Consider the following 20,000-nt stretch of genomic DNA (forward strand, 5'->3'; position numbering starts at 1 on the left):
TCAGCGCCGCAGCTTGTAGCCGAAGCCGCGGACCGTCTCGATCCGTTCCGCGCCTATCTTCGCCCGCAGCCGCTGGACATGGAGGTCGACCACGCGGGTGTCCCCGTGCCAGGCGTGGTCCCACACCCGGCTGAGCAGCGTACGGCGCTCCAGTACGACGCCCGGCGAGGCCGCGAACTCCAGCAGCATCCGCAGCTCGGTCGGCGTCAGGGCCAGGAGCCGGCCCGCGCGGCGCACCTCCATCCCGCGGGGGTCGATGGTCAGATCGCCGAAGGCGAGCGTCGCCGGCTCGTCCTCCTCGGCCGTCTCCCACTCCGCCCCGCCGGGCGCACTCCGCTGGACGGGGGCGAAGGAGGCGCGGCGCAGCAGGGAGCGGATACGGGCCACCAGCACCGCGCTCTCACACGGCTTGACCACATAGTCGTCCGCTCCCGCCTCCAGGCCGGAGACCACGTCCAGGGCGTCGCCGCGGGCGGACATCATCAGAATCGGGGCCAGGCTCAGCTCGCGGACCCTGCGGCACAGCCCGATGCCGTCCAGCTCGGGGAGCATGACGTCCAGCAGCAACAGGTCGGGCCGGCGCTCGCGGAAGAGCTCCAGACCGGTGAGGCCGTCCCCCGCGGTGGACACGGTGAAGCCGTACCGCTCCAGGAGCATCCGGACCGTATTGCGGATCACCTCGTCGTCCTCGACGAGGAGAACGTGGGCCTCGGTGGTGGGGCCGGGCGCGACGGGGCCCGGTTCGGCGGCCGCGGGCGGCGGGAAGGCGGAGGTCATGGCGTCCTCTTCGGCTTGGCGGACTCGGCCGGCACACCGCCGGGGACGGTCTCCACGGCATCCCGCGGATCGGGGCCGCCGCGCGGCGTGACGGCGGCCATGACCTCGCCGTTCCAGCGGAAGCGCACGGTGAACCGGCCGTCGTCGCCGGTCGACGTGATGATCAGGTCGCGGCCGTACGTCTCGCCGGTGACGCCCAGTTGGCCCCAGTAGATCAGCACCGGTCTGACGGTCCGGCCCGTCGCCCGGTACACCTGGACCAGCGTCCGCTGGAACTTGGGCAGATCGACCGCGGCCACCAGTTCGTCCCGGCCGTCACCGGTCAGATCGCGCAGCACCGGCTTGCGCAGCGGGCAGTGGGCGTCCGGACACCCGGTCAGTGACTCCTGGATGACCTTCGGCACATTGGGGTCCTTGTCCAGCAGCCGCTTGGGGGACAGCCCCGCCAGCCCGTCGGCGGGCGCGGACACACCCTCGACGGGCAGATAGCGGACGAAGCTGGGGGCGGGCCGAACCTGTTCGGGCGTGGGCGGCGGCGTGAAGCCGGGCCACAGCGGTACGGCACTGGTGGGCGGCGACAGCCGGGGCGCGGCGCCGTCGTCCTGGGCACCGGTCGCCGACGCGCAGCCCGCGATGCCCACGGCCGCGCCGGCGGCGACGAGAGCGGGTAACAGGAGCCGCGCCCGCCGCTGTGAGGGAGAGGAGTGCATAGGCCGATCACCCTATGACACCCTTGTGCCGCACGGATGTTGTGCGGCTGCGTCGAAGTGACGCTTACGACAACCAGGCCGTGTACGAGAACACATCGCCCGCCTTGAGCCGGTACTCGGGGTCGTCGCGGGTGCAGGTCTCCTCCATGTCGAGCACCCTTCCGTCGTCCGGGTCGAGGATGACCATCTGCTGCAGCCCGGCGGTGGTGCGTACGAACGCCTGCCCCTCCCGGCCCATCCGGTCGGTGACCCGGCCGGCCGGGCGCAGGCCCGCGTCACGGGAGAGCAGGGTGGCCAGGTTCGCGATCTCACGCGGGCCGGGAGTCCACACCCGGAGGAAGTCCTGGACCGCGCCCAGCAGTTCGTCCGGGTCGCGGTCCGCGCCCGGGTGCCAGACGGCGAGATAGTCGCGCAGCGCGGCGGCGCCGGCCGGCGGCGGCTCGAAGTAGCTCTGGTTCGCGCCGTCCATGCCCGGCGGGTAGCTCTCCCGGCGCACCACCTTGCCGTCGTGGACCGTACGGGGCGGATAGCCGTCGTCGATGACCGGGCGCCCCGGGTGGCGGGGGTCGGTGGCGACCACGAGCAGCGAGCCGCTGCCGTCCGCGTTCCAGCGGGTCAGCGTCTCCTGGGGGACCGTCACCGCGTCCTTGCCCGACTCCAGGCCCATCGACCAGTCCTGGACATGGCTGCCGCGCACCGACTTCCCGGGCTCGGCGGCCGCCGCGGCCCGGGCCCGGCCGGCGATCTCCGCGAGCGATACATCGGCGGCGGAGGCGTGCGGCCGCAGCGCCACCGGCGCGGCCACGGCCGGGGAGGAGGCCGGGCCCGAGACGGTCAGGGCGATGGCGACCACCGCCCCCGCCGTCGCCGTGGCCACGCCCATGACGACCCGTCGGACCGTACGGCGGCGCCGGGCCCCGGACACCAGCTGTCGCAGCCGCCGCTCGCCGTCGAAGTCCAGCGGCCGGTCCCGCCAGCGCTCGGCGTCGGCGGGGACGGGGTCGGCGCCGCGGAGCAGGTCGAGTTCGTCGGTCATTTCCGTTCATCCTTCGTGCTCGTCCGCGCCGGTACCGGGACGGCCCCGCGCACCGTGTCGATCTGCGCCCGCAGCCGCTGCCGGGCCCGGTGCAGCCGCATGGCCGCGGCCGACCGGCCGCACCCCAGGACGGTGGCCAGCTCCTCGACGGTCAGCTCCTCCCACGCCGTCAGCTTCAGCACCTCCTGGTCGGCCTCGGTGAGCCGGTCCAGCGCCTCCAGCACCCAGGAGCCCGGCTGCTCGGCGTCCGGGCTCGGCACGCTGCGCCGACCTCCCGTCACCTCGTGATGGCCGAGCTTGGCGAGCAGCCTGCGGTACCGGCCGCGCCCGCGTACGGCGTTGGCCAGGCAGTTGCGCGCCACCCCGTACAGCCAGGGCAAGGGCGATTCGGGCAGCTCGCGGCGGCGCCGCCAGGCGACGGCGAACACCTCCGCGACGACTTCCTCGACCTCGCTCGGCTGGCCGTCCAGCCGTCGGGCCACGAAGCGGCTCACCGCCCAGTAATGCTCACGGTAGGCGGTGTCGAAGGCTTCGTCGGGGCTCATGCCCGGTAGGTGTCCGGCATGCCTTCGATCATCACACCCCTATGAAGTTTTCTTTTTTCCGCCTCCCCTGTGACGGTCGGGAGGGGTGCCGGACACCTAGCGGGCATGAGTAACAACAGTGTTGTCGCGGCACCGGCGCCCCTGCCCACGCGCCGCCCGAGCCCCGGTTCCGCGGCCGTACGGTGGCTGACGACCACCGACCACAAGACGATCGGGACGCTCTACCTCGTCACGTCGTTCGCGTTCTTCTGCATCGGCGGGATCCTGGCCCTGTTCATGCGCGCCGAGCTGGCCCGCCCGGGCCACCAGATCATGTCGAACGAGCAGTTCAACCAGGCGTTCACCATGCATGGCACGATCATGCTGCTGATGTTCGCCACACCGCTGTTCGCCGGCTTCGCGAACTGGATCATGCCGCTGCAGATCGGCGCGCCTGATGTGGCGTTCCCGCGGCTGAACATGTTCGCCTACTGGCTGTACCTGTTCGGCTCGCTGATCGCCGTGGGCGGGTTCCTCACCCCGCAGGGCGCGGCCGACTTCGGCTGGTTCGCGTACTCGCCGCTGTCGGACGCGGTCCGCTCGCCGGGTGTGGGCGCCGATATGTGGATCATGGGTCTGGCCTTCTCCGGCTTCGGCACGATCCTCGGCTCGGTCAACTTCATCACCACCATCATCTGCATGCGCGCCCCGGGCATGACGATGTTCCGCATGCCGATCTTCACCTGGAACGTGCTGCTCACCGGTGTGCTGGTGCTGCTGGCCTTCCCGGTGCTGGCCGCCGCGCTGTTCGCGCTGGAGGCGGACCGCCAGTTCGGGGCGCATGTCTTCGACGCGGCCAACGGAGGGGCGCTGCTGTGGCAGCACCTGTTCTGGTTCTTCGGCCATCCAGAGGTGTACATCATCGCTCTGCCGTTCTTCGGGATCATCTCCGAGGTCATTCCGGTCTTCTCGCGCAAGCCGATGTTCGGTTACATCTCCCTGATCGGCGCGACGATTTCGATCGCGGGCCTCTCGGTGACCGTGTGGGCACACCACATGTACGTCACGGGCGGTGTGCTGCTGCCGTTCTTCTCCTTCATGACGTTCCTGATCGCGGTGCCGACCGGTATCAAGTTCTTCAACTGGATCGGCACGATGTGGAAGGGGTCGCTGAGCTTCGAGACCCCGATGCTGTGGACGGTCGGCTTTCTGATCACGTTTGTCTTCGGCGGGCTGACCGGCGTCATCCTGGCCTCGCCGCCGATGGACTTCCACGTCTCGGACACCTACTTCGTGGTGGCCCACTTCCACTACGTGATCTTCGGTACGGTCGTGTTCGCGATGTTCGCCGGGTTCCACTTCTGGTGGCCGAAGTTCACCGGCAAGATGCTGGACGAGCGCCTGGGCAAGATCACCTTCTGGACGCTGTTCATCGGCTTCCACGGCACCTTCCTCGTCCAGCACTGGCTGGGGACGGAAGGAATGATCCGCAGGATCCCGGACTATCTCGCCGCCGACGGCTTCACCACGCTGAACACCGTCTCGACGATCTTCTCCTTCGTGCTCGGCCTGTCGATCCTGCCGTTCTTCTACAACATCTGGAAGACCGCCAAGTACGGCAAGAAGATCGAGGTCGACGACCCGTGGGGCTACGGCCGCTCGCTGGAGTGGGCCACCTCCTGCCCGCCACCGCGGCACAACTTCACCTCGCTGCCCCGGATCCGCTCCGAATCCCCGGCGTTCGATCTGCACCACCCGGAGGTCGCCGAGCGGGAGTCGGTGATATGAGCGCCCCGTGGCCCGGCGATATCGCCATGGGCATCAGCCAACTGGAGGGCTATCTGCTGCTCCAGGCGGAACGCGAGCGGGCCTGCGACCGTGCGCGCCGGTTCGTGGGCCGGCTGGACTGGCTGACGGTCGCCCAGCGCGAGGAGGTCGAACGCCTCTATGCGCAGGACCAGTGGGACCTCACCGAACAGAACCTGCACAAGGTGGCGCGGCGCGCCGAGGAACTGCGCGCGGAGTATCAGGGGATCTACCGCCGGCTGCGGCTGCGGTTGCTGGTGGCCGCCCTGCTCGGCGGGGTCGCACTGACCATCGTCGCCACCACGCTCGCAGCGGGGTAGCGGATATGTCCCCGGCAGGGGGCACCTCCCAGCGGGCAGGTGGGGAGTCCGAGCTCTCGAAGCCTCCCTCGGCGGCACGCCCCCGACGTGCCGCCGTGAGGGGGGCTATTTGACGAAGTCCGGGAGCACTCTGGCCGGCCAGGTGCCGACCGTCAGCATGCCCGCCGAGTATGCGCGGGACACCAGGGCCGCGCGGTTGGGCGCCTTGAGCTTCCGCAGCATCGAGCTCACGTGGTATTCGATGCCCTGCCTGCTCAGATAGAGCTTGGAGGCCAGCTGTACGGTCGAGGCGCCGGTGGCCACCCCTTCGAGTATCTGGGCCTCCAGAGGGGAGAGCAACAGCCGCCGCAGCGTGGTGGCTTCGTCGAGGACCGCCTCGTCGTCCGGTTTGACCAGTACGACGATGGCGGACAGCTGATCCGAGGGGCCCTCGATGGCCGTACCGGTCAGATCGCCGGAGAACACCTGGCCGTCCGTGCGGCATCCGACGACGCGCTCGGTGAACCGGGTGCGCCGCCCGTCGTGCAGACGCGAGAAGTGTTCGCGCAGCACGGCAGGGGCGCTGGGGTGCAGCAGATCGAACAAATCGCGGCCGCACAGCTCCGCCGACGAACCGCCGAAGTGGCGGAAGAAGTCGTCGTCACCCGCGAGGATCCGCAGGTCGGAGGTGAGGGTGGCCATACCGGTGGCGTACCGGCCGCCCCCTTGGGAGGCTTTGGGGCGATCGGGGGTGACCTGGGCGGTGTGGGGGTGGGCAGCCAAGGGTAGTCACCACTTTCTGTCGTATCGGCAACGGCTGTGGATTCTGGTGACGGGTGTTTAGATCCGCTTCAAGGTGTATACCAACGCCACGCCCCATTGCCACTGACCGTTTCCGAAAGACTTGCGCCCGTTTCTGCCCGAGTGGAGTTTTGCCTGGGGTTCAGCCGTGCGTGGACAACTCCGTTCCGCAGACGGCCGCCTGGGCCTGTGCGGCGAGGCTCCGCCGGTCGTCCACGCCCGGCAGGGCCGACAGCGGCTGGTGTATCCGCATCCGCACGGTCAGCCCGGTGGCGCGCAGGACCCGCCGTACGGAGCTGCCGAAGTCGTCCTCGCCGACGAAGGCGGCCACCGTGGTCGGCGCTCCATGCTGAAGGTAGTCCAGGGTCACCGGCCGGATCGGCGCCCCCGCGTCGATCGCCGCCTGGAAGGTGGCCCGCCGGAAGCTGCCGCCCGTTCCGGCACACCAGGTGACGCCCTGCGGGAAGACCATGACCGAACGGCCGGAACGCAGCTGCCCGGACACCATCGCGACGGTGTCCGGCAGCCCGCGCAGGGTGGATCGGTCGATGAACAGCGTCCCCGCCCGCCGCACCAGCGAGCCGGCCACCGGCCACTCCCCGACCTCGCGCTTGGCCAGCATGGTCACCGGCTCCACGGCGAGCAGGGAGATGATGTCCAGCCACGAGATGTGGTTGGCGACGACCAGTGTGCCCGTACGGCCCGGTACGCTCAGCGGCCCGCCGTGCACCTCCAGCCGGATGTCCAGGGCGTCCAGCATCGCCGCGGCGCGGGCCCGCAGCGTGTCGGGCTCGGCGAGCCGCTTGCCGCGCAGCAGCGCGCCCGCCGCCACCCGGGCGAAGGACGCGGCGCGCCCGGCCACGCGCGAGGCCGGCACCCGGGCGGCGGCGTGCGCCACACAGCGGGTGGTACTACACGGTGACCAGGCGGTCCACGGGGATCCGGCGGCCCCCGTATCCCGTATATCTCCCGGCGCCCCCGCATGCGAGGGCGCCGGCACCGGCAGGGTCACCGGGACTCGCCCAGGAAGTAGCGCCGATAGCGGTCGTTCATCTTCTCCGTGTCCAGCAGCACGAAGAAGTCGGCGTCGTCAAAGTCCCGCTCGTGCTGCGGCGCCCCGCACATCCAGGCCCCGACCCGCAGATAGCCGCGCAGCAGCGGCGGCAGCGCGGCGTAGCCCGGCTCGGCGACCAGCGCCCGGGTGGGCATCCACGGGTCGCGCGGGAGCACCCGCACATCGGCGGGCGCGGCGTGCCGGGTGGTGCCCAGCAGCCAGGCGTCCGCGGCGGCCTGCCCGCCGTCGGCCAGCGGGACCGAGGCGCAGCCCGCGAGATAGCGGTGGCCGGACAGCAGCACATACCGGGCCAGCCCGGCCCACATCAGATTGATCACCGCGCCCGAGCGGTGGTCGGGGTGGACACAGGCCCGCCCCGCCTCGACCATCGAGAGACGTATCTCGTCCGGGAGCCCGCGCAGATCGAACTCGGTCTCCGAGTACAGCCGCTCGCTGCGCCCGGGCGGCAGCAGCCGGTAGGTGCCGACCACGGTGTCCGTCGACGTGTCCGTGACGATCAGATGGTCCATGACCTCGTCGAACTCGTCCACGTCCCGGTCGCCGACGGTGTGCAGCCGGGCTCCCTTTTCCTGCCCGAAGACCTGGTAGCGCAGCCGCTGGGCGGCGTGGATCTGCTCTTCGGTGTCCGCGATCGAGGTGACGTAGGAGCGGGCGTCCGCCGGAACCGAAGTCGTCGAGAGCACATGCATTCCTGTTCTCCGTTCAGGGGAGTCGAGCACCAGCGAAGGCCTGGAATGGCTTCGCAAGTGTTGCCCCGGCACGAGAACGCGGCAGTGTCCGGACGGTGATTCGACGACTGCCGGACGATGACGAACGTGTGCCGCCACGGGCGCCACATGTGGTGTCCACCCGGGCGACGCCCACGCGTCGTCCCAGACGGGGTTTACCGCTCGGCCTAGGGCCTGTCATCAAAGGGGGCGTCCGGCCGCGAGCGGCGTCTGGCGCGGTGGATCGCAAGGCGGAGCATCGTCCTCGTACTGGGCGTACTCGGGCGGTGCGACAACGCAGCGAGGCGCCGTGCCAGGCGTCGGGAGCAGGGCGCCCCCTTTGACGACAGGCCCTAGCCCGGCAGCGGGAAGCCGAGCGCGCGGGCCGCGTCGGCGGGGGTGGGCTGGGACCACAGCTCGGCGACGGAGCGCGCCGAGGCGAGCGAGCGGGTCTCGGCCCGGTCGAGGTAGAGCGTGCCGTCGAGGTGGTCGGTCTCATGCTGGACGATACGCGCGGGCCACCCCGCGAACTCCTCGTCGAGCTCACGCCCCCGCTCGTCCTGGCCCCGCAGCCGGATCAGCTCGGGGCGGGCGACCACGGCCTGCCACCCGGGCACGCTGAGACAGCCCTCGAAGAACGCCGCCCGGCGGCCGGGGTCGCCCACCGGCTCGTACGAGGGGTTGACGAGCACCCGGAAGGGCAGCGGCACCCGCCCGCGCGCATCCCGCACCTCCGCGTTCACCTCGGCCGGGTCCTCGATGACCGCGATCCGCAGCGGAATGCCGAGCTGCGGGGCGGCCAGGCCGACCCCCGGGGCGGCCTGCATGGTCTCCCGCATGGCCCGCACCAGCCGGTCCAGTTGCCCGGCGGACAGCTGCCCCTCGTACGGAAGGGCGGGCCTGCGCAGGACCGGGACTCCCGCGGCGATGATCGGCAACGGGCGGGGGCTGGCGAGGAGTTCGTCGATGAGCTCGGGCAGCGGGGCGGTCGGCATGGGGACAGCCTGGCAAGGGCCGGGCCGCCGCGGCAAACCGAATGTGGTGGAAGGCTGAACAATACGGGGCCCGGGTCCGTACTCCCCGGCAGAGCCTCCGGGGAACCCACGCCTCCGGAGGCTCTCCCGGGTCGCGCCGACTCGGGTCGGCTGCCGCTCCGCGGTGACTCTCCCCGTTGTGCGCCGCGGGGCGGCAGCCTCGCACCCCAGACGGTGGGGAGTGCATCCCAGACGGTGGGGAGTGGCGTCAGCCCTTCAGGCCGGCCATCCAGGCCTCGACCTCGTCCGCCTGCCGGGGCAGGCCGGCCGACAGGTTCTCGGTGCCGTCGTCGGTGACGAGGATGTCGTCCTCGATCCGCACCCCGATACCGCGGTACTCCTCGGGCACGGTCAGATCGTCGGGCTGGAAGTACAGCCCGGGCTCGACGGTGAGCACCATCCCGGGCTCCAGCGTGCCGTTGACGTACATCTCGGTACGGGCCGCGGCGCAGTCGTGGACGTCGAGGCCGAGCATGTGGCCGGTGCCGTGCAGGGTCCAGCGGCGCTGCATACCGAGCTCGAGCGCCTTGTCCACCGACAGATCGCCGAGCAGGCCCCAGTCCACCAGGCGCTCGGTGAGCACCCGCTGGGCGGCCTCGTGGAAGTCGCGGTAGCCGGCGCCGGGCTTGACGGCGGCGATTCCGGCCTCCTGCGCGTCGTACACCGCGTCGTAGATCTTGCGCTGGATCGGGGTGAAGCGGCCGTCGATGGGCAGGGTGCGGGTCACATCGGCGGTGTAGAGGTTGCGGGTCTCCACGCCCGCGTCGAGCAGCAGCAGTTCACCGGGGCGGACCGGGCCGTCGTTGCGCACCCAGTGGATGGTGGTGGCGTGCGGACCGGCGGCGCAGATGGAGGCGTAGCCGACGGCGTTGCCCTCGACGCGGGCGCGCAGGAAGAACGTGCCCTCGATATAGCGCTCGGAGGTGGCCTCGGCCGCTTCGAGGACCTTGACCACATCCTCGAAGCCGCGCGCGGTGGCCTCGCAGGCGAAGCGCAGATCGGCGATCTCGAACTCGTCCTTCACCCGGCGCATCTCGGAGAGGAAGACGCGGAACTCCTCGTCGCGCTCGGCGGTCACCTTGTCGTGCAACGCGGCCTCGACACCGGCGTCGTAGCCGCGCAGCACCCGGACCGGGCCGGTGGCCTCCTTCAGCCCGTCGGCCAGCTTCCGGACGTCCTTGCAGGGCAGGCCGAGAAGCTTCTCGTTCTCGGTGAGGCTGTTGCGCCGGCCGTCCCACAGCTCGCCCTGCGCCGAGAGCCAGAACTCGCCGTTCTCACGGTCGGAGCGGGGCAGCAGATACGCGGTGGCCGCATGGCCGCCCTCGCTCCGGGGCTCCAGCACCAGAACGCCGTCAGCGCACTCAGCGGGCCGGCCGCCGGTCAGATAGACGTAGTCGGAGGAGGGGCGGAAGGGGTAGTCCGTGTCATTGGCGCGGACCTTCAGCCGGCCGGCGGGAATCACCAGGCGCTCGCCGGGGAAACGGGCGGAGAGTGCGGCGCGGCGGCGGGCGGTGTGCGCGGCCTGCGGGATGGGCTCGAGGTCGTGCCGCTCGGTGTCGGCCCAGCCCTGCTTCATGTTCTCGGCGAGCTCGTCGCTCACACCTCGCCCCAGGCCGTTCTTGCGCTGCCGTAAGGTCTCGGACTGCTCGCCCTCCGGGCCCTCCGGGGCCTGGAGCTCCCGCTCGGGCCCCTGGCTCTCGGACGTCCGCTCGGTCACGACTGCCTCCTCGGTCGAATCGGTCACGGCCGCCTCCCCATGGCCAACCGGGTGACGGCCCGCCTATTATGACGATTCGCTGTATTGAGCGGGCGGAACGGGGGAACAGGGGTCGACACGGTCGGTGCGGAACAATTCGTTCCTGAACCTGTGGCGTTCCTTGAGTTTTCCGGATCGAGATCGTCAGTAATTTTCGGAATGGCCGTTTCACACTGACGGGGGCAGGGTGTCCGAAGGCACAGCGAGCTTGAATTCCGGGCTCGGGTCCTATTTCCGATTGCTGCGGGCGCCCGGCGCCGCCGCGCTGGCGTTCTGGGGGATGGTCGGTCGATTCCCCATCGCCATGCGGTCCCTGAGCTGCGTGATGCTGATCTCCTCGGTCACCGGGTCACTGGCGGACGCCGGCACGGTGGCCGCGGCCATGCTCGTCTCGCAGGGCGTGGCCAGCCCGGTGCTGGGGCGGCTGGCCGACCGGCTCAGCCAGCGGCGGGTGCTGCTCACCGCGTGCCTGGCGCATGCGGTGGGGATGGCGCTGCTGCTGGTGTCGATCCTGCTGGAGGCCCCGCTGTGGCTGCTGATCGTCCCGGCGGTGGCCACCGGATGCGCCTCGGTCTCGTTCACCTCGTTCATGCGGGCGCGGTGGGCGGCGATGGCCGACCGGGGAGCGCTGCGGACGGCCTATGCCCTGGAATCCATGCTGGACGAGACGATTTTCCTGCTGGGGCCGCTGCTGGCCACCGCCCTGGCCTCGGCAGTGCACCCGGCCGCGGGCCTGATCGCCTGCGCGGTCCTGACCTTGACCGGCTCCATCGCCCTGGCGCTGCACCGCCGGTCCGAGCCGGTGCCCGAACCGACCCCGGGCCGCGGCCCCCAGCGGGCGATCGCGGTGCCCGGGGTGCGGGTGCTGATGGTCTCCTACGCGGGGATGGGATTTCTGCTCGGCGCGGTCGACGTCACGATGATCGCGTTCGCCCAGGAGCGGTCGGCCTCGGGTCTTGCCGGGGTGTTCCTGTCCCTGACGGCGGTGGGCAGCCTGATCGCCGGGGCGGTCTACGGGGCGGTGAACTGGCGGCTCTCACAGGCGCGGCTGCTCTCGATCACCACCTCCGTGCTGACCCTCGGCGTGATCCCCCTGGCCTTCGCGGACTCCTTGCTGGTGATGGGCCTCCTCGCCGTCGTCGCGGGCGTGGCGATCTCCCCGGGGCTGATCGCGGGCAGCACACTGCTGGAGTCGCTGGCCCCCCAGGGCTCCTTGTCGGAGGGGTTCTCGTGGCTTACCAGCGCCGGGGCCCTCGGCATCGCCCTGGGCACGGCCGTGGGCGGGCGGCTGGCCGACCCGGGCGGCTTCGAGCAGGCGGCGTGGGCGGCGGTCGGCGGCGGGATCCTCGCCATGGGGCTGAGCCTCGTAGGACAGTCGGCGCTTCTGAGGACGAGGCCGGCCCCGGAAGCGGCTTCGGGAACCACCGTTTGAGAACAATGACGTTACGACAGCGTGAGGACTGAGTTGTGAGCACAGCGCATGGCGTGTCCGAGCGGAAGGGACTCGGGGGATTACCGGTTCCCCGTCTCTCGTTCGACGAGTTCATGGCCTTCGGGCGGCGGGCCCTCATCCGGGCGGATGTCCCCGTGGTGATCGAATTACCGAAAGGCGCCCGGGGCCTCGGCGGAGAAGGCGTGGCCGAGCGCCTTGGAAACATGAAGGTGACCCTGTTCACCGAGCCGAGCGACAAGCGGAATTCACGGCGGTGGACCACCAAGGAGATCCGGCTCCGCGAGTTCTTCGACGACGACCGATACCAGACCGACCCCGGCACCTGGAACCGTATCGTGTCGAACATCCGCAACAGCCCGGCCGATGTCGACGCGATCCTCGGCTTTGACGCCGGAGAACTGTTCGACTACCGACGCTCGTTGAACGCCGCCAACCTGTGGATCAGCCACCGCGGAGTGTTCACCCAAAGCCACTTCGACGAGCTGGAGAACTTCAACATAGCGCTGGAAGGCCGTAAGCGGTTCGTGCTGGCACCCCCGGGATTCCTGGAGTACTACCCGAGGTCGATCGCGCGCGGGTTCGGCGACAAGTCCAGGGCCTTCGACTTCGACGAGGTCGACCGGCGGCGCTTCCCCAAACTCGTCTCCAAACTGGCCGAGCGCCGGGAGCTGATCCTGGAGCCCGGACAGATGCTCTACCTCCCGCTCGGCTGGTGGCACCAGGCCGAATCACTGGACGAGATGAACATCAACATGAACTTCTGGCTGCGCGACCCGAAGATCCTCCGCAGACCGTATGTGCTCGGCGTCGCGCTCTACACGGCCGCCTACCGCAAGCTCAAGGGCGTCTACAACTACCAGCCCGCCGAGGCGGCGTCATGAGCGGGCGCAAAACCATCGAGCCCACGCACCGCTACCGCAACAACGACAAGGCCGTGGGCGTCGGAAACGCCTTCTGGGACCTGTCCGAGCGCAACGGCCTCGCCGGGATCGTGGCCGAACTCGACGACGTCAACCCCAGTGTGCTGCACACCGAGGACGGCCACGAGTTCACCAACTTCACCTGCTGCTCCTATCTGGACCTGGACTCACACCCCAAGGTCATCGAGGGCGCGGTCGCCGCGCTGCGCCGGTTCGGCGTGCTGGACCACTGCATTCCGCGCAGCCGGGTGCAGATCCCGGCGCTGCTGGAGCTGGAGGCATCGCTCGGCGAACTGTTCGGCGCCGACGTGGTGGCCGCGATCTCGGCCGGCGTGGCCAGCGCCGGACTGCTGCCGCTGATCGCCTCCGGACATCTGGGCAACGGGGTCAGACCGCTGATGGTGTTCGACAAGAACTGCCATGTGTCCATGGCCGGGGCCAAACCCGCCTGCGCCGACGAGACGGAGGTGGTCAGCTGCGGCCACCACGACCTCGGGTTCCTCGAGGACATGTGCAAGCGGTACGAGCGGGTCGCCTACGTCGTGGACGGCTCGGACAGCCTGGGCGGATACGCGCCGGTGCGGGAACTGGCGGAGTTGCAGGAGAAGTACGGCCTGCTGGTGTACTACGACGACTCGCACTCCCTCTCGGCGTACGGGGAGCGCGGCATCGGCTACGTACGCACGCACTGCCCCGTGCTGGACGAGCGGACGATCACCGTCGCGACCCTGAACAAGGCGTTCGGGACCAGCGGCGCGGCCATCCTGCTCGACGGCTACCCGAAGGAAACGCTGCGCGTGGTCGAGCGGTTCGCGGGTGCCCTCAGCTACTCGCAGCCGATGAACACCGCCGCGGTCGGGGCCTCGCTGGCCTCGGCGGAGATCCACCGCACCGAGGAGCTGACCGAGCTCCAGGGGCGGCTGCGGGCCAATATCGCGCTGTTCGACAGCCACATCAAGACCGAGCAGACCGGGACGACGTTCCCGATCCGTCTCGTGCCGATGAGCGACGAGACGGTCATCGAGGCGGGCCGCCGGGTGTACCGGGCCGGGTTCTACGTTTCCCCGGTGTTCTTCCCGATCGTCCCCCGCGGCACCGCGGGCCTGCGGGTGATGCTCCGCGCGGGCCAGACCGAGGAGCAGATCCGCGGGCTGTGCGCGGCCCTGGCCGAGGTGGGCGTCCCGCAGGCGGCCCCCGTGCCGGAGCAGGCATCCGTGCCGGTGGAGGGGGCCAGATGACGGGCACCGCCCGGGCGATCCCGCGCTCCATCCTGTACACGCCCGCGCTGTCGCTCGACCGGGTCGTGGGGGCGTGGTCCTATGACGCGGATGTGCATCTGGTCGACCTGGAGGACGCCGTTCCGCCACCGGAGAAGGCCGCGGCGCGCAGGGTGTGCCGGGCGGCGCTGGAGAAGGCGCCGGAGCCCGCGAACGCCGCCGTACGCGTCAACGAGTTGGGCACCATCGACGCGGTGCACGACCTCGTGATGCTCGCCGAATGCCCGGTCAAGCCCGGCTTCATCGTGATGACGATGGTGAAGTCCGCGGTCGAGGTGGCGCTGATGCGCGACACCCTCGCCTCGGCGGGGGCCCGCCCGCAGATCTATGTGACCGTGGAGACCCCGGCCGCCGTGGCCGACGTCGACGCCATCGCGGCGGCTGCCGACGGGCTGATCCTCGGTTCGGCGGACCTGGCCGCCGCCCTGGGCATCGAGATCAGCTGGGCGGGGCTGCTCGCCGCCCGCCAGGCGATGGCCCTGGCCGGCGCCCGGCACGGCACCGCCCTGATCGACACCGCCAACTTCCGGCTGGCCGAGCCGGAAACGCTGGCCGAGGAGATCGACCGGGTGCGCGAGCTGGGCTTCCACGGCAAGGTGACCGTGCACCCCAGCGAACTGGCCGCGATCAACCGGGCCCTGCGGCCCGACCCGGCCGGGCTGCGGCTGGCCCGGCGGGTGACCGAGGCCGTACGGGCGGCGGACGGCGGAATCGCGGTCCTGGACGGGAACATGGTCGGCCCGCCGTTCGCCCGGATGGCGCGCGCGACAGTGGCGCGCGGGGACGCCTGGGCCGAGCGGTTCGGGAGGGGCGGCACCGGCGATGCGGGTGGTGTCGGCGACGACGGCGAGGAGGCGGGCCATGACCGTCGCTGAGCGCGCCACCGCCGGGCCCGCCACCGCCGGGCCCGCCACCGTCCCGCCCATCACCGTCGCCGTCATCGGCACCGGGATCATCGGGCGGGACCTGGTCGGCAAGGTCCACCGCTCCACCGTGCTGAACTGCGGCCTGGTGGCCGGGCGCAACCCCGAGTCCGAGGGGTTACGGTACGCCGCCGAGCTCGGCTGTCCGACCACGGCGGAGGGCATCGACGCGATCCTCGCGGCCCCGCGCCCGTACGACGTGGTGTTCGACGCCACCAACGCGATGTCGCACGCCGAACACTGGCGGCTGCTCCAGCCGCTGGACACGCTGCTGATCGACCTGACCCCCAGCCGGGTCGGCCGGATGGTGGTGCCCACGGTGACCGGGACCCGCCCGCCGGCCGGACGCAACGTCAGCCTCATCAGCTGTGGCGGACAGGCGTCGATCCCGATCGCCCACGCCCTCGCCCAGCGGTTCGAGGTGGCGTACATCGAGGCCGTCTCCACCGTGGCCGGCACCATCGCGGGCCGGGCCACCCGGCTCAACCTCGACGAGTACATCGCCACCACCCAGCACGCCCTCACCACGCTCGCAGGCGTGCGCGACACCAAGGCGATCCTCAACATCAGCCCGGCCGCGCCCCCGGCCACCTTCCGGACCGCCGTCCACGCGATCGTCCCCGGGGCCGACGCCGTGGCGGTGCGCGCCCTGGTCGACGACGCCGCCGAGCGGGTGCGGGCGCATCAGCCCGGGTACGAGGTCATCGCCTGCACGGTGACCGGCGACCGGGTCGTGGTCTCCCTGGAGGTCACCGCGGACAGCGACGTACTGCCCCGGTACGCCGGAAACCTGGACATCATCAACTCGGCCGCCATCCTGGTCGCCGAGCAGCACGCGGCCCGGCTCGCCCCGGCCGCCCGGACGGCGGTGGGCCGATGAGGTCTGTGGTGATGTACGACCCCACCTTGCGCGACGGCCAGCACGCGGTGCGGCACCAACTCGGCGTGGCGGCGTTGCGGGGGTACGCCGAGGCGGCCGACGCGGCCGGGATCCCGGTGGTGGAGGTGGGCCACGGCAACGGCCTGGGCGCCTCCTCCCTCCAGGTCGGGCGGGCCGCCGTCAGTGACGACGAGATGCTGTCGACCGTGCGGGAAGCCCTGCGGCACAGCAAAATGGGGGTGTTCATGCTGCCCGGCTGGGGCACCTCCGACGATCTGCGCAAGGCCGTGGCGCACGGCGCCGATGTGATCCGCATCGGTGTGCACTGCACCGAGACCTCGCTGGCCGAGCGCCACCTCGGGCTGCTGGCGGAGCAGGGCGCGGAGGCACACTGCGTGCTGATGATGAGCCATATGGCCACCCCCGCCGAACTGGCCGAGCACGCCGCGCGCGCGGTCGGGTACGGGGCACGGGCGGTGGGCATCATGGACTCCGCGGGCCACTTTCTGCCGCAGGACGTCACCGACCGGATCGGCGCGATGGTCGAGGCCGTCGGGCCGTTGGGCGTACCGGTGATCTTCCATGGCCACAACAACCTCGGCATGGCCGTCGCCAACTCCGTGGCCGCCGCCGAGGCGGGGGCCGGGATCATCGACGGCTGCGCGCGCGGCTTCGGCGCCGGGGCGGGGAACACCCAGCTCGAGGTGGTGGTGCCGGTGCTGGAGCGCACCGGGTTCGCCACCGGCATCGATCTGTACGCGCTGCTCGACGCCGCCGAGTTCGCCGGGCGGGAGCTGATGCCCGCGCCGCCGGTCACCGGCTCGCTGTCCATCGTCAGCGGTCTGGCCGGGGTGTTCTCCGGATTCAAACACCAGGTGCTCGACCACTCCGGGCGGGCCGGAGTCGATCCGCGCGATGTGTTCTTCGAGCTCGGCAGACGGCAGGCCATCGCCGGGCAGGAGGATCTGATCGTCGATGTGGTGGCCGAGCTGAGCGCCCGGAAGGTCACCCCATGAGCGTGCCAAGACCGAGCGGGAGGGAGGGGCCGGGCCGGTGACCATCGGCGCGCGGGACATGGCGGGCCGGGACCGGCTGGTGCGGGTGATCGACGCGCTGGCCGAGGTGTTCGCCGATCTGTCGGCGGGCCGGACGCGGTCCCCGGCCCGCACGATCATCGAGCACGGCAGTCATGGTGAACATGGTGATCCCGGTCCGCGGCGGCAGTTGCTGGCCGGTACGGCGGTGTGGGAGCGGCGCGGGGTGGGCAGCGTCAAGATCACCACGCTCACCCCGGACAACCCGGACCGCGGACTGCCGCTGATCCACGGCGTGGTCGTGCTGACCGACCTGGACACCGGGCGGATCACCGCGCTGCTGGACGGCGCCGAGCTGACCGCCGTCCGGACCGGCGCGGTGGCCGGCCTGGCGACCCGCCTCTGTGCCCCCGAGGACGCCGAGGACCTGGCCGTCCTCGGCGCCGGGGTGCAGGCGCGGGCGCTGGTGCGGGCCGTGTCCGCCGTACGCCCGATCCGCTCGGTCCGGGTGTTCTCCCGCACCCGGGCCCGTACGGAGACATTCGCGGAGTGGATCCGCGCCACAGCGGGCCACCCGGGCCGTCCGGTTGAGGTCTCGGTGTGCGACACCGCACGAGACGCCGTCGCCGACGCTGCCGTCATCTGCACGGCCACCTCGACCGATGACCGGACACCGCTGGTGGCGGCCGACTGGGTGGCCCCCGGGGCGCATATCAACGTGATCGGCGGCACCCACGAGGACGCGATCGAGGTCGACCCGGCGCTGCTCGCGTCCGCGTTCGTCGTCGTGGAGGAGCGGGCCGCCGCGCTCGAGGACGCGGGCGAGGTGCGGGCCGCGCTGGCCGACGGGCTGATCGACGTGGCCGAACTGCATGAACTGGGCGCCCTGGTGACCGGGGCGAGCGCGGCGGACGGCCGGACCTCGGTGTTCCGTGGGGTGGGCATGGCCATCGAGGACACCGCCGCCGCGGCCGCGCTCCACGAGGCCGCGAGCACGGAGGCGGGGTGAGTCGGAGCCGGGGTGAGTCAGTCCGCCTCGCGGCAGCGCACCATGAAGGACCGCTCGAAGACGATGACGGTCTCCCCGGTGGACTTGGCGCCGGTGGTCTCCACCGTGATGATCCCCTGCCCCGGCCGGGACTTGGACCGCCGCTTGCCGAGGATCCGGCTGGTCGCGTAGAGCGTGTCGCCGACGAACACCGGCTCCTTCAAGCGGACCTTGTCCCAGCCGAGGTTGGCCACCGCGCGCGCGGACAGCGCCTGCACGGTCATACCGCCGACCAGACACAGCGTGATCCCGCTGTTGACCAGCACCCGCCCGTACTCGGCGCCCTCCCCGTAGGCCCGGTCGAAGTGCAGCGGGTGCTGGTTCATGGTCAGCAGGGTCAGCCAGGTGTTGTCGGTCTCGGTGATGGTCCGGCCCGGCCAGTGCCTGATCACCATGCCGGGCTCGAAGTCCTCGTAGTCCCCACCGTGCTCTTCGACGTACTCGTTGTCCCGGACCCGGCGCAGCGTCATGCCACCAAGCGTAGCGGCGCCGACTATGCTGACGTTCGGCCAATTCGCGGTGGGCAAAGGCGAATTGAGATCGTCTGGGATTCGGGGGAAGCCGGGTGGGCGCGCTCGAGGACATCGGCACACCGGGGGCGTCGGGACACCCGTGGTTCGGCCGCCACCGGCTGAAGCCCGCCGCGTCCGCGGACACCATCCGGGAGATGCTGCGCACCGAGATCCGGGACACCGGCTGGCCGTATCAGCCGCTGCTGCCCGCCGCCCCGATCGCGCTGCCGCGCGCATCGTACGCCGAACTGTTCCGCGCCACCGCCGCGCTGCTCGACCTGGTGCGCCGTACCGCCCTGGAGTCCGCGCCCACCACGGACGGCAGGCTGGCGGCGTACCGCATGCCGGCGAGCGAACACCAGCTGTTCGTGGCCGACCAGTTCGTCGAGGAGCGCTACGCGGACTGTGTGACCCGGCCGGACATCGTGATCGGGCCGGACGGGCCGCGTTTTCTGGAGTTCAATGTCAGCGGCGCGCTCGGCGGCCCGGTGGAGACACACTGCCGCCTGGAGGTGTGGCGCAGGCTCTACGCCGACGACGCGGGCCGGGTGCCGTTCGGCTACCAGGACCCGTTCGCCGTGCGCGCCGAGATGTTCCGGGGACTGTGTGCGGAGCTGGCCGCGGCGCCTCGGGTGGCCCTGGTGGGCAGCGCCCGCGACCAGGGGGTGGAGTCCACCCGGTACTTCGATGTGGAGGCGGACTACTTCAACAGCCATGGCCTGACGGCGCGTTTCTTCGAGCCCGAGGATCTGCACGAGGCATGGGACTGTCCACCGCGGCTGCGCTATCCGCTGGGGCTGCGGAACTTCACCATCCCGGACTGGGTCGAGCTGGGCATCGACACCGCGCCCGTACAGGCCGCGCTGGACCACGGCTGTGTGCTGGTGGGGACCCAGACCTCCACGTTTCTGTCCAGCAAGCTGACCATGGGCCTGCTGTCGGAGGGGCGGCCGTGGATGAGCGCGGCGGAGCGGGCCCTGGTCGACCGATATCTGCCGTGGACCCGGGTCCTGTCCCACCGCTGGACGAACCGGGGCGGGCGGAAGGTCGACCTCGTCCCCTTCGCCGTGGACAACCGTGAGCTGCTGGTGCTCAAGGCGAGCATCGGGATGAGCGGCAAGCAGGTCGTCATCGGCCGGGAGACCGGCCAGGCGGAGTGGGAGGCAGCGGTGGCCGCGGCCGCCGGGACGGGTACCAGCGTGGTGCAGGAGTACGTGGCGCCGCGCGGCTGCCGGCTGGCGATGGTCGCCGACGGCGCCGGGGAGCCGCATGACGTCGAAGTGGCCCCGGTGTTCGGGCCGCTGCTGTTCGGCGGGCGCCCGGCGGGCATGTTCTCCCGGTTCTTCGGCGATGGCACCGCCGGGATCGTCAGTGTCCTGGGCACCAACAGCTCCGACGACTGCGTGGTGGCCGTCTGAGCGCGTGGCC

General features: G+C 71.1%; 19 protein-coding genes and 1 pseudogene. 10 read left to right on the forward strand and 10 right to left on the reverse strand.

Annotation, left to right across the window (positions count from 1 at the left end; translation table 11 throughout):
- The 4 genes from cseB to ACH4U7_RS34780 all read right to left on the reverse strand — a co-directional run bounded on the left by cseB (position 1) and on the right by ACH4U7_RS34780 (position 3,068).
- Complete coding sequence (cseB, locus tag ACH4U7_RS34765) at positions 1 to 777, reverse strand: two-component system response regulator CseB (RefSeq protein WP_398531761.1); 777 nt, start codon at positions 775 to 777, stop codon at positions 1 to 3.
- Positions 774 to 1,487 (reverse strand): hypothetical protein, encoded by a 714-nt coding sequence (locus tag ACH4U7_RS34770; RefSeq protein WP_398531762.1) that lies wholly within the window; start codon positions 1,485 to 1,487, stop codon positions 774 to 776. Before ACH4U7_RS34770 ends, cseB begins: the two co-directional genes overlap by 4 nt.
- Before the next feature lie 64 nt (positions 1,488 to 1,551).
- The gene (locus ACH4U7_RS34775) at positions 1,552 to 2,523 is read right to left on the reverse strand and encodes a CU044_5270 family protein (RefSeq protein WP_398531763.1); all 972 of its coding nucleotides are present in this window, start codon (positions 2,521 to 2,523) and stop codon (positions 1,552 to 1,554) included.
- On the reverse strand, positions 2,520 to 3,068 hold the full coding sequence (locus ACH4U7_RS34780; protein WP_398531764.1) for an RNA polymerase sigma factor: 549 nt from the start codon (positions 3,066 to 3,068) through the stop codon (positions 2,520 to 2,522). The genes ACH4U7_RS34775 and ACH4U7_RS34780 overlap by 4 nt, the downstream gene beginning before the upstream one ends.
- Before the next feature lie 105 nt (positions 3,069 to 3,173).
- On the opposite strand from ACH4U7_RS34780, the gene ctaD reads away from it, so the two are divergent.
- Both ctaD and ACH4U7_RS34790 read left to right on the forward strand, forming a co-directional pair.
- Positions 3,174 to 4,835 carry a cytochrome c oxidase subunit I gene (ctaD, locus tag ACH4U7_RS34785; RefSeq protein WP_398531765.1) on the forward strand — a complete coding sequence of 554 codons (1,662 nt, stop codon included), beginning with the start codon at positions 3,174 to 3,176 and terminating at the stop codon, positions 4,833 to 4,835.
- On the forward strand, positions 4,832 to 5,173 hold the full coding sequence (locus ACH4U7_RS34790; protein WP_398531766.1) for a hypothetical protein: 342 nt from the start codon (positions 4,832 to 4,834) through the stop codon (positions 5,171 to 5,173). The genes ctaD and ACH4U7_RS34790 overlap by 4 nt, the downstream gene beginning before the upstream one ends.
- 105 nt (positions 5,174 to 5,278) lie before the next feature.
- Here the strand turns inward: ACH4U7_RS34790 and ACH4U7_RS34795 are convergent, their stop codons facing one another.
- The 5 genes from ACH4U7_RS34795 to ACH4U7_RS34815 all read right to left on the reverse strand — a co-directional run bounded on the left by ACH4U7_RS34795 (position 5,279) and on the right by ACH4U7_RS34815 (position 10,486).
- Complete coding sequence (locus ACH4U7_RS34795; RefSeq protein ID WP_398531767.1) at positions 5,279 to 5,935, reverse strand: LuxR C-terminal-related transcriptional regulator; 657 nt, start codon at positions 5,933 to 5,935, stop codon at positions 5,279 to 5,281.
- 160 nt (positions 5,936 to 6,095) lie between these two features.
- Positions 6,096 to 6,851, reverse strand: a complete 756-nt coding sequence (locus ACH4U7_RS34800; RefSeq protein WP_398531768.1) for a lysophospholipid acyltransferase family protein — start codon at positions 6,849 to 6,851, stop codon at positions 6,096 to 6,098.
- 110 nt (positions 6,852 to 6,961) lie between these two features.
- Complete coding sequence (locus tag ACH4U7_RS34805; protein ID WP_385614737.1) at positions 6,962 to 7,717, reverse strand: GNAT family N-acetyltransferase; 756 nt, start codon at positions 7,715 to 7,717, stop codon at positions 6,962 to 6,964.
- 371 nt (positions 7,718 to 8,088) lie between these two features.
- Entirely contained in the window at positions 8,089 to 8,730 is a 642-nt protein-coding gene (locus tag ACH4U7_RS34810) for a peptide deformylase (RefSeq protein ID WP_398531769.1), read from the reverse strand.
- Positions 8,731 to 8,977: 247 nt separating this feature from the next.
- Positions 8,978 to 10,486 carry an aminopeptidase P family protein gene (locus ACH4U7_RS34815; RefSeq protein WP_398531913.1) on the reverse strand — a complete coding sequence of 503 codons (1,509 nt, stop codon included), beginning with the start codon at positions 10,484 to 10,486 and terminating at the stop codon, positions 8,978 to 8,980.
- A 247-nt stretch (positions 10,487 to 10,733) separates the two neighbouring features.
- Here ACH4U7_RS34815 and ACH4U7_RS34820 point away from each other — a divergent pair, with 247 nt between their 5' ends.
- The 7 genes and pseudogenes from ACH4U7_RS34820 (at position 10,734) to ACH4U7_RS34850 (ending at position 18,021) form a co-directional block, all read left to right on the forward strand.
- Entirely contained in the window at positions 10,734 to 11,957 is a 1,224-nt protein-coding gene (locus ACH4U7_RS34820; protein WP_398531770.1) for an MFS transporter, read from the forward strand.
- A gap of 35 nt (positions 11,958 to 11,992) precedes the next feature.
- The gene (locus tag ACH4U7_RS34825) at positions 11,993 to 12,859 is read left to right on the forward strand and encodes a cupin-like domain-containing protein (protein ID WP_398531771.1); all 867 of its coding nucleotides are present in this window, start codon (positions 11,993 to 11,995) and stop codon (positions 12,857 to 12,859) included.
- Entirely contained in the window at positions 12,856 to 14,136 is a 1,281-nt protein-coding gene (locus tag ACH4U7_RS34830) for an aminotransferase class I/II-fold pyridoxal phosphate-dependent enzyme (protein ID WP_398531772.1), read from the forward strand. Before ACH4U7_RS34825 ends, ACH4U7_RS34830 begins: the two co-directional genes overlap by 4 nt.
- Positions 14,133 to 15,050, forward strand: a complete 918-nt coding sequence (locus ACH4U7_RS34835) for an HpcH/HpaI aldolase/citrate lyase family protein (RefSeq protein WP_398531773.1) — start codon at positions 14,133 to 14,135, stop codon at positions 15,048 to 15,050. The genes ACH4U7_RS34830 and ACH4U7_RS34835 overlap by 4 nt, the downstream gene beginning before the upstream one ends.
- Positions 15,037 to 15,978 carry an acetaldehyde dehydrogenase (acetylating) gene (locus tag ACH4U7_RS34840; RefSeq protein ID WP_398531774.1) on the forward strand — a complete coding sequence of 314 codons (942 nt, stop codon included), beginning with the start codon at positions 15,037 to 15,039 and terminating at the stop codon, positions 15,976 to 15,978. The genes ACH4U7_RS34835 and ACH4U7_RS34840 overlap by 14 nt, the downstream gene beginning before the upstream one ends.
- Before the next feature lie 5 nt (positions 15,979 to 15,983).
- Positions 15,984 to 16,994: pseudogene (gene dmpG / locus ACH4U7_RS34845) on the forward strand (4-hydroxy-2-oxovalerate aldolase); the annotation flags it as partial.
- Positions 16,995 to 17,052: 58 nt separating this feature from the next.
- On the forward strand, positions 17,053 to 18,021 hold the full coding sequence (locus ACH4U7_RS34850) for an ornithine cyclodeaminase family protein (RefSeq protein ID WP_398531914.1): 969 nt from the start codon (positions 17,053 to 17,055) through the stop codon (positions 18,019 to 18,021).
- 17 nt (positions 18,022 to 18,038) lie between these two features.
- On the opposite strand, the gene ACH4U7_RS34855 is transcribed toward ACH4U7_RS34850, so the two are convergent.
- Positions 18,039 to 18,530: a MaoC family dehydratase gene (locus ACH4U7_RS34855; RefSeq protein ID WP_398531775.1), complete on the reverse strand. Its 492-nt coding sequence runs from the start codon at positions 18,528 to 18,530 to the stop codon at positions 18,039 to 18,041.
- A 95-nt stretch (positions 18,531 to 18,625) separates the two neighbouring features.
- Here ACH4U7_RS34855 and ACH4U7_RS34860 point away from each other — a divergent pair, with 95 nt between their 5' ends.
- Complete coding sequence (locus tag ACH4U7_RS34860; protein ID WP_398531776.1) at positions 18,626 to 19,990, forward strand: hypothetical protein; 1,365 nt, start codon at positions 18,626 to 18,628, stop codon at positions 19,988 to 19,990.
- Positions 19,991 to 20,000: the final 10 nt, after the last annotated feature.

The organism is Streptomyces sp. NPDC020845 (assembly GCF_044334165.1).
In the GTDB taxonomy this organism is placed as follows: Bacteria; Actinomycetota; Actinomycetes; order Streptomycetales; family Streptomycetaceae; genus Streptomyces.